We start from the raw sequence: 14,879 nt of genomic DNA, 5'->3' as shown, positions 1-14,879 counted from the left end.
CGGCGCGACAGCGCCGCTGGCGAACACGCTGAGGGATCTTGTTGGCAAGCTCCAAAAGCAGCGCAGGCCCGATCGGACCGGACACCTGCGCGACAAACGCAAGAAGCCCTACCCCTTCGAGATGACCGCGCGGCCGTAGGGCGGCTGGCCTGCGACCGGCGGATTGGTGGTCTGGGCGGCGAGCTCGCCGATCAGGCGGTCGGCATCGGCGGCCATGCCGTCGGGGGCCTGGATCACCAGGCGTTCCAGCGCCCAGCGGTAGGACGAGATGCGCTGCTCCAGGCATTGCTGCACCCACTGGATGATCAGCGAGTTCTCCTGCATGCGCGCGACCGCGTCGTCCCTCTCCCTCGGCGAGAGCGCGGAGACGCGCGCCATGCTGGCATTGCGTTTCCTGTCGAGATCGATGACGCGGATCGCACTGGCAAAGAACGGCTCGAAGCGGGTGATGTCGTTGCGCACGTCCTCGATCAGCTGCGCATAGCGCGAGGAATGCGAGCGGTGCGGCTCGTCGATCAGCGTGCGTCCGTACATCGTGCGGTCGAACACGATCTTCTGCCGCCAGGGCGAGGGCAGCGGCTTGTAGTCGCCGAACACGCTCTTCCAGGCGGGGCGCGACAGCGGCGGCTCGATCATGGGATAGGCGAGATCGCGAAGCTGGCGCTCTTCGTCGGTGAGCTGGAATTGCGAAGGCGTCAAGCCGACGCTGGAGGTGACCTCCGCGCCCAGCCAGCGATGCATGTCGTCGCTGCGCATGTCGGCGCGGGTGCGGCCGAAATCGCCGCCGCTGCAGGCGCAGAGCGCCGCGGCAAGCAGCGCAAGCAGGACGGCCGACAGGACAGGCCGGATCTGGCGGATGGAGTCCGGCATCGCATGAAGCCGGATGTCAGCGACGGCGACGACGGCGCCCCGGCGCTGTGCCCTGCTCCGGCCCGCGATCGCCGCTGGTTTCGTCCGCCTCACGCTCGATGCGGATCACGGGAAGGATCAGGACCGTTCCCATGTCCGCGCGCGGAGCGACATCCCCCGACGAGCCCACCCGGCGACCCGCCGGAAATTCGATGATGGTCCCCATGTCAGCTCTCTTCAATTGCCGCGCGACCGAACGCGCCCCTGCAACATGCATTCATTAAGATCAGTTCATGGTTAACGGGGTGTAAACGCGCCCCGTGGACCGTAACCGCACGGACGTGCCGCCCCGTCCCGTTGCGGCACGACAACGCCTTAAATTGCAGGGCCGGCTTCACGCCTCGTTTTCCTTAACGAGGCTTTAAAAGAACCTGCGCTAGGCTCGCCCCAAGTATCCTTCCCGAGTTGCGTACGCCTCCATGACCAAGTCGCTGTTTCCCGGATTCGACGGGCTGATGACCCTGTCCCGTCGCGAAGGTGTCGATGTCCGTCCGACGCTGCTGCGCGTGCTGACCGACCTCTATGTCCAGACGAGCACCCACAGCGACGACGAACAGCGGCAGTTCGTCGAGCTTGCGACGCGGCTGATCGACCAGGTCGACGATGCGACGCGCGCGGCCATCAAGGCGAAACTTGCGGTCTATCCGCAGACGCCCGTCCCGGTCCTGCAGAAGCTCGGGCTGGTCGCGACCCCGGAAGGCCGCAGGATTCCATTGGCCCGGGAGATCCCCACTCCGCCCCGCGCGCCCTCTCCGGCGCGCGCGCCGACCGAGGCCGAGCAGCGCATGGCCGCCAACATGGCGATGCAGCCGAAGGAGGCGGCCGAGATCCACGACATGTTCTTCCGCGCCGGCGCCTCCGAGCGCGCGCTGATCCTGCACAATCTGGCGCAGACCCCGCTGAAGGCCGCCCCCCGCATTCCGACCGCGCGCGCCAAGCGCGCGATCCAGATCCTGGAGATGGCGGCGATCGCGGGTGACGTCGAGAGCTTCACCTTCGAGCTCGGCGACAGCCTGATCCTGCCCTCGCGCGTCGCGGCACAGATCGTCGACGATGCCGGCGGCGAGGCGCTCGCCGTTGCCGCGCGCGCGCTCGACATGCCGAGCCCGGTGTTCCAGCGCATCCTGCTGTTCTTCAAGCCGGAGATCGGCAACTCCGTGAATGCCGTGTACCGGCTGTCGCGGCTCTACGACCGCCTCGGCGACCGCTCGGCGCTGGTGATGCTGGCGGCCTGGCGCGGCTCGACGCTCGCGGTGACGCGCGCGAAGTACCAGCCGTCGCTGCACGATGGCGAACGCCAGCGCGCCCGCGCCGGCGCGGGCCAGACGCGACCGGGCGTTCAGCCCGGCTCCAGCCCGACGGTACGGACCGGCACCGGCGGATCGTCGGAAGGCTGATCTGTACACCCGCTGAGCGTAAGGCGCGCGGCATCTCCCAAGCTCGTGCCCCGGACGCAGCGCAGCGCCCCCGGCGATGCGAAGCATCGTCCGATGCGCTGCAGAGCCGGGGCCCATTTCACCGCGTCCATTCATGCCGCTTTATGGGTCCCGGCTCTGCACGGCAACGCTGGCGCGTTGCCGTGCAGAGCCGGGACACGACCGGGCGGCAGCTAGGCCTTCCCCAATTCCAGAAAATGCCGGCCCGCGCGATCCTCGGTCTCGACGATCCACGCGTCCGGATCGAAGCGGATTTCCTTGGTCAGCCGCTCCTCGATCGTGTGCTCCGGCAGAGGCTGCGGCGTGACAGGCACGAAGAAACGATCGATCGGCCGGCCGTCGTCATAGACGGTCTGCGGCGCCGGCGCATACAGCATCGCATTGCCGTCGAGCAGCGACACCTTCACGAACACCGCGCCCGCCTCCTCGGCACCGCGACGCCGCACGGCGCCGAACACGCCCTCGGTCTGGCAGCGGCGCAGGTAAGCCGCCACCCAAATGTTGGATTTCAAACGCATGAATCCGACGATAAGCCAGCACGAGGTCTCACGCCAGCCTCAGCTCGTACGCCTCACGCCTTGCGCGCGCCGTCCTGACCACCGCGAATCTGGGTCGCGACGAAGTATGACAGCGGCATCGCGAGCGCAAATCCCACGGCCACCGCATAAGGGATGTTCCTGATGGCGTCGGCGGCGAAGCTCGGCACCATCAGCACCACGATCAGGCTGACGCCCGCCAGCGTCGTGCCGAGCATGATCCAGACGAGAATCGAGACCTTGAACATGACGACCTCTCTTCCTTGATGAGGATGAGCGATCATGTTCCCCGAAGCCGCCGGCCGTCATTGATCCCACGCAAATCGCGCGCGTCGCGGATCTGGTCTGTTGTGCGCGCACCCGACACCGGAATTGATTTGCGTCAATGTCCGACTGACGTGCGGTTATTCGACGGGATGGCCGATCGCAGCGGCGAGCTCGCGCAGCAGGCGGTCGGAGACCTGCCCGGTGACCTGCATCTTGTGCTCGCGCTCGAACTTCTGGATCGCGGACTGGGTCTCGCCGCTCATGGCGCCCGTGATCTTCAAATTGCCGTAGCCATATTCGGACAGCGCGCGCTGCACGCCGGCGATGCGTCGCGCGGCCGGGCTTTGCGCCGGGACCGGCGCCGGCGGTCGCAGGGCCGCGGGCGGCGTCGAGGTCGCAGCCTTGACCAGATTGGTCATCGGATCGTTCGAGCGCGTCGAGGCCGTCGCCTCGACGGGCTTTTCGGGCGCCTTCTCGGCGGCACGCTCGGCAGGTTTGGGCTCGACGCGGAACTCCGTCGCGCGCGGCTCGAGCGGCGAGGTATCGGCGCCGACGGGGCGCGGACGCGGCATGGGATTCGACAGCGGCACGGAGGACGGTGCGGGAAGATTGATCACCGTGCCGAACATCGGCGCGGGGTGCCGGCCGGTCTGGAGGAACAGTGCATTGGCAACGATTGCGGCGATCGCGGCGACGGCGACGAGGCCGGCCAGCGTATCCTTGGGGCTGTGCAGCAGCACGCGCATCACGAGGTTGCGCTCGGTCTCGACATCGATGACCGCGGCCTTTGCGCCAGCCTTGGCGCCACGGCGGCGCGGAGCGGCTTCGTCCTTGGCAGACTTCTTAGGCACTTTTCTTCACCAGAGCGGGTTGATGCTGAGACTGGTCGTGAGCTTGGTCTTGAAGGTCCTGACCTTGAAGTTCCTGGCGCAGCGCCGGCGTCAGCGTCGCGATCTTGCTATCGGCCGGCTTGACATTGGCCGGCTCGACTTGCGGCGGCGTGTAGACGAGCGGCAGCTTGACGGTGACGGCGGTGCCCTCTCCCAGCCTGCTTTGTACAGTCAATTCACCGAGATGCAAAGCCACCAGACTCTTGACGATCGAAAGTCCGAGGCCGGTGCCTTCGTGACGGCGCTGATAGGTCTTGCCGGCCTGGAAGAACGGCGCGCCGATGCGCTTGAGATCGTCGGGCGCGATGCCGACGCCGGTGTCGCTGATGCGTAGCGTCAGCTGCGAACCCGACACCCCGGCCGATACGCAGACCTGACCGCCGCGCTCGGTGAACTTGATGGCATTGGCGACGAGGTTGAGCACGATCTGCTTGAAGGCCCTGGGATCGCCTGTCATGACGGGCAGGTCCTGCGGCGCGTCGGTGACCAGGTCGATGCCGTTCTCCCGCGCCTTCAGCGCCAGCAGATTGCAGCAATGGAGCAGCGAGGCGCGCGGCGCGAACGGCTCGGACGCAATCTCGAAATTGCCCGACTCCATCTTCGACATGTCCAGGATGCCGTTGACGACCGACAGTAGATGCTGGCCGGAATCGTTGATGAGCTGGGCGTATTCCTTGCGCTGGGCCGCACCCAGCATCAGGGTCTGCTCCTGCGCGATCATCTCGGAGAAGCCGATGATGGCGTTGAGCGGCGTGCGCAGCTCGTGGCTCATGGTGGCGAGGAAGCGCGTCTTGGCCGCATCGGCCGCCTCGGCGGCGCTACGCGCCTGATCGAGCGCCTGCTCGAAAAGCTTGCGGTCGGTGACGTCGCGCATCACGGCGACGACTTCGGCCTCGCGGGTGGACTCACGATCGGTATCCCGGCGGCCCAGATCCTGGTCGAGCGGACGGCAACGCATCTCGACCCAGATGAAATCGACCTGACCGCGCTCGGAACCGACAGGCTCGCGCCGCAACCGGAACTCGACGCTGCGCACGTCGCCGCGCGCCGCGTCGGACAGTGCCGTGAGATAGGCCGGGCGATCGGCGACATGGACGCGGTCGAACAGGCCGTGGCCGAGCAGTTGCGCCACTTGCATGCCGAGCATGGCCTCCGCCGCCGGCGAGATGAACTGCACCGCACCGTTGCGCTGATGCCGCGAGATCACGTCGCTCATGTTGCGCGCCAGCAGGCGGTAACGCTCCTCCTCGCGCGACAGGAGCGCGACGCTGGTGCGCGCGAGCGACTCCGCGCCGAAGGCGAGGCCTGCGGCATAGAGGGTCGCGGACGCAACGCCGAAGGCCATCAGCACGCCGCGCTCGGCCGCGCTCGGCTCCTCCGCCGGCAGCCAGCCGAGCTGGCTGATCAGGATCAGCATCCCGGCGCAGGACAGTGCGAGCAGCGAGGCGAAGGCCGCGACGCGGCGCGAGGCCGACAGCGCAGCCTCGAGGGGAACCACGACCAGCCAGACCGCGGCGAACGATTCGATGCCGCCGGTCGTGACCGCGACCGCCATGATCAGGCCGGCGAGCGCCAGCGACGACAGCACATGCGCGCCCTCGTAGCGTCCGGTGCGCGACAGGAACCAGGACAACATGATCGGCGCGATCAGCCAGGCAAAGGCCGCGACCTCGAGCGCGCTCGGCGCGCCGCGCATGGCGAGATAGACCGGGAATGCGGCGAAGGCGACCAGGCTGCCGAGCAGCCGCGGTGCCATGAAGGCACGATGGCGCGCTCGCATCAGCGCATCGTAACGCGCGGAGGGATGCAGCAGCGCATCGAGACAATCGCGGATGATACTCAAAACTGTCACGGGTCTCGCGCTTCGGCTCAATCGTCTTGAGAAGACGCGCCGGAACGCCTCCTTGTCGTTGAGGCACCGTGTCAGAGCGACCTTAAACGAGTGCTAAGGCGGCGCCGCATGCGGCCGGACACCGCGTTATCGCGGAGCTTTTTAGACGATTTGACGACGTCTTCGCTGCGGATGGTGAACACAGGGTTTCACTTGCTCCGCATGGTTTCGAATTGGTGGATGCGGCGCGACCGGAAAAATCACGGCGCGTGCGTCAATCGAAAATTTACTGGAACGTCGCTTCCAAAGAATCTTGGGTCAATTTTCCGCGAATTAAGCTCAAGGCAATCACTTGCGATTTATCGAGGGTTGCTAGGTCCGACATCTGCGGAGATCGCCGCGGTCGGACTCTAACGGACAGGTCGATAAGATGCGCTTTCTGCTTCGCATCACATTCTGGCTCGGGCTGGTGCTGGTGCTCCTGCCGCGGGACAAGACGCCCGAATCGGAGAAGCTGCCGCAGATCGGCGCCGCCGACGCCGTGCAGGCTGCGACTGCGGCCGTCTCCGACATGACCCAGTTCTGCAAGCGCCAGCCGGCGGCCTGCGAGGTCGGCGGACAGGCCGCGACCATCATCGGCCAGCGCGCCCAGGACGGTGCGAAGAAGCTCTACCAGATCATCAACGACAAGAAAGAGCAGATCACCAACGACAAGAACGACGGCAACAAGACCGACAACAAGAAGGCGCCCGACCATACCGGCTCGATCGCGATGGCCGGCGAAGGCGACGCTGCCGCGAGCGAGGCGCCGCGCGACACCCTGACCCAGGACGACCTTGCGCTGGAATGGCGCGGCCCTCAGGCAGCGAATTAGGGCCCAAACCCTATCGATTTCACGGCTTCGCGTCCCTATATTGGCGGTAAGCGGGAACTGTGGGCCAATATGACGACGATCGACGAAATCAGGGACAATTTCGAGCTTCTCGACGAGTGGGATGACCGCTACCGGTATGTCATCGAGCTCGGCCGTACCCTGGAACCGATGCCGGAGGCGGAACACTCCGCCACCAACAAGGTGCAGGGCTGCGTCAGCCAGGTCTGGCTCCAGAAGCTGATCGACCGCAGCAATGGCGCGCCGGTCCTGAAATATCGCGGCGACAGCGACGCCCATATCGTGCGCGGGCTGGTCGCGATCGTGCTGTCGCTCTATTCGGGCCGCACGCCGCAGGAGATCCTCGCGACCGATGCGATCGCCGTGTTCAACGAGTTCGGCTTCCGCGATCACCTGACGCCGCAGCGCTCCAACGGCCTGCGCTCGATGGTCGAGCGCATCAAGACCGACGCGAAAGAAGCGCTCGCGGAAGCGACGTGAGAAGCTTCGTAGGGTGGGCAAAGGCGCCCTTGCGCCGTGCCCACCATCTTTCTTCAATCGCGCTCATGGTTGTGGGCACGCTTCCGCGTTCGCTCTTCGAGCTACGGCGGAAGCTTTGCCCACCCTACGAAATTATGCCGATCCCCCCGACTACTTCCGCTTCCGCTGCTGCTGCCCCAAGCCCATCTGCTTGGCGAGCTGCGAGCGCGCCACCGCATAGTTCGGAGCGACCATGGGATAGTCGGCCGGCAAGCCCCACTTCTCGCGGTATTGCTCCGGCGTCATGTTGTACTGCGTGCGCAGATGGCGCTTCAGCGACTTGAAGCGCTTGCCGTCTTCCAGACAGACCAGATAATCGGGCGCGATCGACTTCTTCAGCGAGACGGCCGGCTTGGCCGGCTCCAGCGGCGCGGCCTCGGTGCGGCCTGACGAGACCCGCACCAGGGCACCATGCACCTGGCTGATCAGGTTCGGAATCTCGGCCGCCGGCGTCGGATTGTTGCTGAGATAGGCCGACACGATGCTCGCGGTCAGCTCGATGAAATTCTTCGCCCCCGCTTCCGACATGCGCGCATCCCTTCTCCCGCTTGAGTCTCACGGGATTGACGACGCCGAAGTATTCCGTGTCAAGAATACATTCGGCTGAAATAGGACAACTGACTAGGATGCGCTGATTACTGGCGAAACGGCGCCGCTTTACTTACACGCGGCGGCCTCAACCGCGCTGGTCGAGGTGGGCGCGGAGCTCGTCGATCGAGGCAAAGCGCATCATGCCCTCCGGCATCTGCGCCTCGATCGAGCCGTCGGAATAGAGCGAATAGGCCATGCCGTCGACGACGCCGGATTTGAGCACGGTCACGGGTGCCGGCTCGACAGGGGGCGGCGGTTCGGGTGCAGGCGGTGGGGCGGCCTCCGTAAAGGTCGATGGGGAGCGCGGCGGCGACGGCCGGCGCGGGACAACCGGCGGTTCCGGCGGGCGCGTGCGGTCCGGCTTCGGCCAGGCCACGTCAAAGCTCGCAGGCGGAAGGTCCGGGGCCTCACTGGGTCCCGCAGGTGGCTGCGGCGGCGCACCTTCGGTGGCCTTCCCCTCCGCGCGCTCGCGCTCCTTGCGCGAGGTCGAGGCGAACAGCAGGTTGCGCCGGCGCGGCGCTTCCGGAGCGGCGGGCGGCGTCGGAGCTTCCGGCTCCTGTGCTCCCTCGGCGCGCGGACGCTCGCGCGCAGCAACTTCGCTCTGCCACGGCGGCGGACTTGCGGACGGTGTCGGCGCCGGCTCGACCCTCGCGGCCGCAGTGGGCACCGGCTCGGGCGCGAGCGCACCAGGCACGGCGAGGCCCGGCAGCACGGGCCTGACCCGAACCTCGGACGGCGCGACCACACCGGCCAACCGGCGAGCGATGCCCTTGAGCTCAAGCAGCGCCAAATGCAGGCCGACCAGTAACATTCCGGAGCAGACGCCAATGGTGCCGGAGATTATGAGTGTCCCACCGAGGCTGAATTCCCTGATCGTCAGGCCGAAAATGATCGCAAGGAGACCCGCCAGGACGGCGCAAATCCCCACGATCAACAATGCCAAATTCATCGAACCACCCCCGGCCGCGCATCCGCACGCGACAACCGCTACGCCACGATACCGTCATACGATGTTCCACGCCAACGGCCAATTCGGGGCAGTGTTCCTAAAGGGAAGGAAATCAGGGACTTATTCACATTCCCTTCAGCTCCGGCTCGCTACTGCTAGGCTGCTCTCAAGTAACCGGAATTGCTGCGTCGCATCAGGAATTTAGCCATAATGCCCAATTACTTGGTAATGGAACTGCGCTATACGGAGTCCGGGGTTGAGGCCCACGCGCACCAGCAGGGCCAAAAGGGGATTCCGGGGCACCGATAGCCATGACATCCATCACGACTTCGGCGATCGACACGCCCTTACGGCGCTCGGTCGAACGGACTTGCGACGATCTCGCGATGCTGGTGCTGGCCGCGGTCGCCGTGATTGCGGGCTTGACGTTCCGCGACTACGGGCTCGGCTGGGACGACTACACCCACGCTGAATACGCCGACCTGCTGCTGCGCATGTTCGGTTCCGGATTCAAGGACACCGCGGCGCTCTCCTTTGCCAATCTCTACATGTATGGCGGCGGCTTCGACATGGTCGCGGCCCTGCTGCACAAAGTCATTCCGCTCGAGCTGTTCGAGACGCGCCGTCTGGTCGGCGCCATCGTCGGCGTGATCGGACTCGCCGTGACCTGGCGGCTCGGCCGCCGCATCGGCGGACCGCTCGCAGGCCTCGCGGCGCTGCTCCTGCTCGCGCTCTGCCCGATCTTCTACGGCCACATGTTCATGAACCCGAAGGATGCGCCCTTCGCGGTGGCCATGATCATCCTGATGCTCGGCCTCGTCCGGCTCGCCGAGGAATATCCGCAGCCGTCGCCGCGCACGGTCCTCATCGTCGGCCTGGGGGCCGGCCTTTCGCTGGGCTGCCGCGTTCTCGGCGGGCTCGCATTGGTCTACGCCATGCTCGGTTTCATGCCGCTGTTCCTGGAGGAATTGCGCACCGAAGGTTTGCGCGAGTCGGTCCGCCGCTTCGCCCATGTCATCTATGTGCTGCTGCCCGGCCTCGTGCTCGGCTACCTCGTGATGGGCCTGATCTGGCCGTGGTCGATCATGGAGCCCGGCAATCCCTTCGAAGCGCTGACCTACTTCTCGCATTTCTTCGAGAAGCCGTGGAAAGAGATGTTCGACGGCGCGATCGTGTCGGTGCCCGACATGCCCTGGTCCTATCTGCCGACGCTGTTCGCACTGCAGCTGCCTGAGGTGATGCTGGTGCTGATGGCCGGCGCCGTGTTCAGCGCGTTCGCCATGCTGCCGCGGCGCGAGGTTCCGGCGCGCCGCAAGACCATCCTCTTGATGCTGACGCTGGCTGCGACCCTGCCGCTCGCGATCGCGATGCTGAAGCGCCCGGCGTTGTACAACGGCATCCGTCATTTCGTCTTCGTGATCCCGCCGATGGCGGTGCTCGGCGGCGTCGCTTTCGCCTGGGCCATGGAGCGCCTGCGCGCCAATCACCGGACCTGGCAGCCGGTCGTGCTCGCCACCTTCTGCTTTGGCCTTGCGCTGTCGCTCGCCGAGATGATCCGGCTGCACCCCTATCAGTACACGCACTTCAATCACATCGCGGGCACCGTGCGCGGCGCCGACGACCGCTTCATGCTGGACTATTGGGGTCTCGCCTTGAAGCAGGCCTCGGACGAATTGCGCGAGCAGCTGGTCGAGCGCCAGGAAGTGCCGCCCGTCAATCGCAAATGGAAGGTCGCGGTGTGCGGTCCGCAGCGTCCGGCCCAGGTCGCGCTCGGCCCCGACTTCACCATCGGCTGGGATTCCAACGCGGCCGATTTCGCCATGACGCTCGGCGAGTTCTACTGCAAGGGCCTCACCGCGCCTGTCATGGTCGAGATCAAGCGCGACGACGTGGTGTTCGCCCGCGTCTACGACATCCGCGGCCGCAGCATCTCCAGCCTGCTCTCGATCCCGGCGCCGTAATAAGTTTCTCTCGACCGTAGATCCGGATGGAGCGCAAGCGAAATCCGGGATCAAGCGTCCCGCCTTGCGCCTCCGCCTTCGCTCTTCGAGCTACGGCGGAAGCTCCATGCGGGCTACGCGCGACAGCCACGCGCCTCGCGCCTTGCCGCCAGCCTCACCCGCGACTACGCTCCCGCTCCGCAACAACGATGTTCGGAGAAATCAGCCATGTCGCCAGCAGAAGCCCGCCTGAGGGAAGTGCCCTCCAACATGACGGAGGCGGAGTGGCAGCAACGGGTCAACCTCGCCGCCTGCTATCGCCTGGTCGCGCTGTACGGCTGGGACGATCTGGTCGACACCCACATCTCCGCGCGCGTGCCCGGTCCCGACCATCACTTCCTCATCAATCCTTACGGGCTGATGTTCGAGGAAATCACGGCCTCCAGCCTCGTCAAGGTCGACCTGCACGGCAACCAGCTCTCGGAGAGCGAGTACAGCATCAACCCGGCCGGCTTCACCATCCATTCGGCGATCCACGAGGTGCGCGAGGACGCAATCTGCGTGCTGCATCTCCACACGCTCGACGGTACCGCGGTGTCGAGCAGCGCGGAAGGCCTGTTGCCGCTGAACCAGACCGCCCAGCTCGTCACCCACGACCTCGCCTATCACGACTATGAAGGCATCGCGCTCGACCACGAGGAGCGGCCGCGGCTGCAGAAGGATCTCGGCGACCACAACCACATGCTCCTGCGCAACCACGGCACGCTGACCGTCGGCCGCTCGGTCGCCTCCGCCTTCGAGCGCATGTATCATCTCGAGCGCGCCTGCTCGATGCAGGTACGAACGCGCGCGCTGGGCACGCCGGTCTATCCGGTCGACGATATCGCGATCGAGAAGAACACCGAGCTGCTCGCCAACCGCGACCGCGCCGAGCTGCGCGCGACCACCCTCGTGTGGCCGCCCTTGCTGCGCAAGCTCGACCGCGAGCTGCCGGGTTACCGGTCTTGAGATTTTCTGAGCTTCGTGTAAGGTAGCGCTCAACGAACCTCTACGCCTTTTGGAATGAAACGCCGCCCAATTCCGGGCGGCGTTTTTATTTGGCAGGCTTCGTAGGGTGGGCAAAGCGAAGCGTGCCCACGTCTTCTTCCTTCGATCTCTGGGAGATGGTGGGCACGGCGCTTTGCGCCTTTGCCCACCCTACGACACTACGGCACCGTGCGTTATTTCACCTCCGCCAGTGCCGCGAGGATCCTTGCCCAGGAGCGGATGCCTTTCTGGAAGCTCCGCAGGTCGTATTTCTCGTTCGGTGAGTGGATGTTGTCGTCGTCGAGGCCGAAGCCGACCAGCAGCGAGTCGAGGCCGAGCGTGCGCTTGAAGTCGGCGACGATCGGGATCGAGGCGCCCGACCCCATCAGCACCGTCTCCTTGCCCCACTCGTCGGCCAGCGCCTTGCTGGCGGCGGTGAGCGGCTTCATGGTCCAGTCGAGTGCAACCGCGGGCGCGGCGGAATGGTCGCCGAACTCGACCTTGCAGTCGCCGGGAATGCGCGCCGATACATAATCACGGAAGGCCTTGCGGATTGTCGCGGGATCCTGGCCCTGCACGAGGCGGAATGACACCTTGGCCGAAGCATGCGAGGGGATCACGGTCTTGGAGCCCTCGCCGATATAGCCGCCCCAGATTCCGTTGACGTCGCAGGTCGGACGCGTCGAGGCCTGCTCGACCAGAAGCCTGCCCTTCTCGCCAGCAGGGAGCGACAGCCCGACCGGCTTGAGGAAGGTCTCGGGCGTGAATTCGAGCTTCTTCCACTGCGCCAGGATGTCGGGCGGCGTATCCTTCACGCCGTCATAGAAGCCGGGGATGGTGATGCGGTTGTCGTCGTCGAACAGGCCGCCGAGAATTTTCGTGAGCAGGCGGATCGGGTTCATCGCGGTGCCGCCGAACACGCCGGAATGCAGATCGCGATTGGCGGCGGTGATCTTCAGCTCCTCATAGAGCAGGCCACGCAGCGAGGTCGTGATCGCCGGCGTGCTCGGATCCCACATGCTGGTGTCGCAGACCAGCACGTAGTCGGCCTTGAACTCGTCCTTGTTGGCCTCGATGAAGGGCACAAAGTTCTTCGAGCCGACCTCCTCCTCGCCTTCGATCAGGAAGGTGATGTCGATCGGCAGCGAGCCCGTCACCTTCTTCCAGGCGCGGCAGGCTTCGACGAAGGTCATCACCTGGCCCTTGTCGTCCTCGGCGCCGCGCGCGACGATGATCTTGCGGCCGTCGGCATGATCGGCGACAACGGGCTCGAACGGCGGACGGTGCCAGAGATCGAGCGGATCGACCGGCTGCACGTCGTAATGGCCGTAGAACAGCACGTGCGGCCGCCCACCCGCTCCGGTCTTGCCGACGACGGCGGGATGGCCTGCGGTCGGCCTTACCTCGGTGGCAACACCGAGGCTGGCGATGTCCTTGGCGAGATGCTCGGCCGCAGCCTTGCAATCATCCGCAAAGGCCGGATCGGCCGAGATCGACTTGATCCGCAACAACGAGAACAGGCGCTCCAGGCTGTTGTCGAAATCCTTGTCGATGTGGTCGAGCACGGATTGGAGCTGCGCATTGGCCATGATTGTTATCCTGATTGTTGGGTCTCAAGAGGTCCCGGGTTTTAGCGCCGCCGCGGCCTCGGGGCTAGCCGCAAGCGGCGGATGCCGGATGTGCCAGGCGAGGCACCCTGCGAGGACGGCGGTCGCAGCGAGGTTGTTGCCCCAGGCCTGGATCACAGTCGGAAACCACGGCAGCGACAGCAGCATGAGGATGCCGGCGGCACCCAAGGCGAGCCAGGTTCCCAGGCGCACATGCGCTCGCTCGTCGAAGGCGGCGCGATGCATCAGCACCGTGATCGGGAAGAACAACCACATGAAGTAGTATTGCCGCGCCAAAGGCGAGGCCACCGTCATCAGGCAGAACAAGATGCCGAGCTCCTCGGCATCGGTGCGCGCCGTTCGCCGCGCTTGCCGCGGCATGATTGCGACGAAGCCGAGCCCGAGCAATGCCGACAGCGCCAGCACGATCCAGTTCGCCGTCCCGTAGTCGACGTCGATCACGTTCATCGTGCGCGGCGGCTTTTTGGGATCATCCTGATTGTAGTTGATCGGCCGGACCAGGCGATGCGTGACGGCAATGAGGGACTGGTTGACCCACGACCAATTCTGCTCGTCACGCTGGCCAAAGCCCTTTTCCGAGCTCGTCCCGACCATGCCCTGGTACCAGGTCGCAAGTTCGGCCGCGTTGCGCTCGAAGCCACGGATCGGTGCCGGCACGACATAGAGAAGAATGCCGGTGAAGACGATCGTGCTGACAAGCGCGGCCCATTTGCGCCGCCAGAGCAGATAAGGCAGCACGGCGATCGGAAACACCTTGATGGCGGCGGCGAGCGCGAACATGAAGCCAGCGAGCCACGACCGCTGATGCCGCAAGCTCCAGAAACCATAGAGCATCATCGCCAGCAGGACGAGGTTCGGCTGGCCGAGGTCGAACATGTCGAACACGAAGGCCACGGTGACGACGACCGGCAGTGCTTCCAGCCAGGGGCCAGGCTTGCGGTCCGAGCCGGCCATGACCTGGGAGAGCGCCCCGGTGTACCACCACGCCACAGCGTTCAAGATCGAGAGGACGACATAGAGCGTGATTTTGCCGAACCAGCTCGGGATCGCCAGCAGGATCGCCGGGAGCGGTGGATAGATGAAGTCGAAATACTCGAGGGCCGTGGCAGGATACAACGGCCCACCCTCCAGGACCTGCTGTCCGGCCCAGTACCAGAGCGAGTAGTCCTTGGTCTTGCCGCGGCCGAAAATCTCGGGGACGAGCACGTCGGCCGTCAGGAGGACACAGCAGAACAGAAAAAGCAGATCCAGCGGCGCACGCGGCGACAGGCGTCTCGGCGCATCAGGCTTGGCTAACGGGGCAGGCGGGGTCACGATGCGGTCCTGTGCGGCGACAAAACAGGACCTAGCAGACCGGCGGAGGCTTGGAGAGTCCCTCACCTGAAATTGTACCGGCGGTGGCCTCGAAGAACGTGGATGCTCGGGACAAGCCCGGGCATGACGACCTTCTGTGGTCAAGCGGAAT

General features: G+C 65.5%; 15 protein-coding genes. 5 read left to right on the top strand and 10 right to left on the bottom strand.

Annotation, left to right across the window (positions count from 1 at the left end; translation table 11 throughout):
- Window positions 1-108: 108 nt before the first annotated feature.
- Together JQ566_RS02615 and JQ566_RS02610 are read right to left on the bottom strand one after the other, a co-directional pair.
- Complete coding sequence (locus tag JQ566_RS02615; RefSeq protein ID WP_212369451.1) at window positions 109-870, bottom strand: hypothetical protein; 762 nt, start codon at window positions 868-870, stop codon at window positions 109-111.
- Window positions 871-886: 16 nt separating this feature from the next.
- Entirely contained in the window at window positions 887-1,075 is a 189-nt protein-coding gene (locus JQ566_RS02610) for a hypothetical protein (RefSeq protein ID WP_036005903.1), read from the bottom strand.
- Window positions 1,076-1,328: 253 nt separating this feature from the next.
- On the opposite strand from JQ566_RS02610, the gene JQ566_RS02605 reads away from it, so the two are divergent.
- The gene (locus JQ566_RS02605) at window positions 1,329-2,306 is read left to right on the top strand and encodes a DUF2336 domain-containing protein (RefSeq protein WP_212369446.1); all 978 of its coding nucleotides are present in this window, start codon (window positions 1,329-1,331) and stop codon (window positions 2,304-2,306) included.
- Between the two features lie 212 nt (window positions 2,307-2,518).
- On the opposite strand, the gene JQ566_RS02600 is transcribed toward JQ566_RS02605, so the two are convergent.
- From JQ566_RS02600 to JQ566_RS02585, 4 genes are all read right to left on the bottom strand, one after another.
- On the bottom strand, window positions 2,519-2,863 hold the full coding sequence (locus tag JQ566_RS02600) for a DUF1491 family protein (RefSeq protein WP_212369444.1): 345 nt from the start codon (window positions 2,861-2,863) through the stop codon (window positions 2,519-2,521).
- Window positions 2,864-2,916: 53 nt separating this feature from the next.
- Window positions 2,917-3,129: a hypothetical protein gene (locus JQ566_RS02595; RefSeq protein WP_167406548.1), complete on the bottom strand. Its 213-nt coding sequence runs from the start codon at window positions 3,127-3,129 to the stop codon at window positions 2,917-2,919.
- Window positions 3,130-3,285: 156 nt separating this feature from the next.
- On the bottom strand, window positions 3,286-3,999 hold the full coding sequence (locus JQ566_RS02590) for a peptidoglycan-binding domain-containing protein (RefSeq protein WP_212369442.1): 714 nt from the start codon (window positions 3,997-3,999) through the stop codon (window positions 3,286-3,288).
- Window positions 3,992-5,890 (bottom strand): PAS domain-containing sensor histidine kinase, encoded by a 1,899-nt coding sequence (locus JQ566_RS02585; RefSeq protein WP_212369439.1) that lies wholly within the window; start codon window positions 5,888-5,890, stop codon window positions 3,992-3,994. The genes JQ566_RS02590 and JQ566_RS02585 overlap by 8 nt, the downstream gene beginning before the upstream one ends.
- Before the next feature lie 409 nt (window positions 5,891-6,299).
- On the opposite strand from JQ566_RS02585, the gene JQ566_RS02580 reads away from it, so the two are divergent.
- The gene (locus tag JQ566_RS02580) at window positions 6,300-6,743 is read left to right on the top strand and encodes a DUF5330 domain-containing protein (RefSeq protein ID WP_212369437.1); all 444 of its coding nucleotides are present in this window, start codon (window positions 6,300-6,302) and stop codon (window positions 6,741-6,743) included.
- A 69-nt stretch (window positions 6,744-6,812) separates the two neighbouring features.
- Window positions 6,813-7,241 (top strand): SufE family protein, encoded by a 429-nt coding sequence (locus tag JQ566_RS02575; protein ID WP_212369434.1) that lies wholly within the window; start codon window positions 6,813-6,815, stop codon window positions 7,239-7,241.
- Window positions 7,242-7,391: 150 nt separating this feature from the next.
- Here the strand turns inward: JQ566_RS02575 and JQ566_RS02570 are convergent, their stop codons facing one another.
- Both JQ566_RS02570 and JQ566_RS02565 read right to left on the bottom strand, forming a co-directional pair.
- Entirely contained in the window at window positions 7,392-7,808 is a 417-nt protein-coding gene (locus JQ566_RS02570) for a Ros/MucR family transcriptional regulator (protein WP_212369431.1), read from the bottom strand.
- Window positions 7,809-7,956: 148 nt separating this feature from the next.
- Complete coding sequence (locus tag JQ566_RS02565; RefSeq protein ID WP_212369417.1) at window positions 7,957-8,820, bottom strand: DUF308 domain-containing protein; 864 nt, start codon at window positions 8,818-8,820, stop codon at window positions 7,957-7,959.
- A 311-nt stretch (window positions 8,821-9,131) separates the two neighbouring features.
- Here JQ566_RS02565 and JQ566_RS02560 point away from each other — a divergent pair, with 311 nt between their 5' ends.
- Together JQ566_RS02560 and JQ566_RS02555 are read left to right on the top strand one after the other, a co-directional pair.
- Complete coding sequence (locus JQ566_RS02560) at window positions 9,132-10,781, top strand: glycosyltransferase family 39 protein (protein WP_212369414.1); 1,650 nt, start codon at window positions 9,132-9,134, stop codon at window positions 10,779-10,781.
- 207 nt (window positions 10,782-10,988) lie between these two features.
- Window positions 10,989-11,768 (top strand): class II aldolase/adducin family protein, encoded by a 780-nt coding sequence (locus tag JQ566_RS02555; protein WP_212369411.1) that lies wholly within the window; start codon window positions 10,989-10,991, stop codon window positions 11,766-11,768.
- Between the two features lie 212 nt (window positions 11,769-11,980).
- On the opposite strand, the gene JQ566_RS02550 is transcribed toward JQ566_RS02555, so the two are convergent.
- Together JQ566_RS02550 and JQ566_RS02545 are read right to left on the bottom strand one after the other, a co-directional pair.
- Window positions 11,981-13,375: a M20/M25/M40 family metallo-hydrolase gene (locus JQ566_RS02550; RefSeq protein ID WP_212369408.1), complete on the bottom strand. Its 1,395-nt coding sequence runs from the start codon at window positions 13,373-13,375 to the stop codon at window positions 11,981-11,983.
- 24 nt (window positions 13,376-13,399) lie between these two features.
- A complete protein-coding gene (locus tag JQ566_RS02545; RefSeq protein ID WP_349643297.1) occupies window positions 13,400-14,728 on the bottom strand; it encodes a glycosyltransferase family 87 protein in 1,329 nt (442 codons plus the stop codon).
- Window positions 14,729-14,879: the final 151 nt, after the last annotated feature.

The organism is Bradyrhizobium sp. SZCCT0231, assembly GCF_018130245.1.
In the GTDB taxonomy this organism is placed as follows: Bacteria; Pseudomonadota; Alphaproteobacteria; order Rhizobiales; family Xanthobacteraceae; genus Bradyrhizobium; species Bradyrhizobium japonicum_F.
The sequence above is the reverse complement of the archived record's forward strand: the minus strand, read 5'-3'. Positions and strand labels throughout refer to the sequence as shown.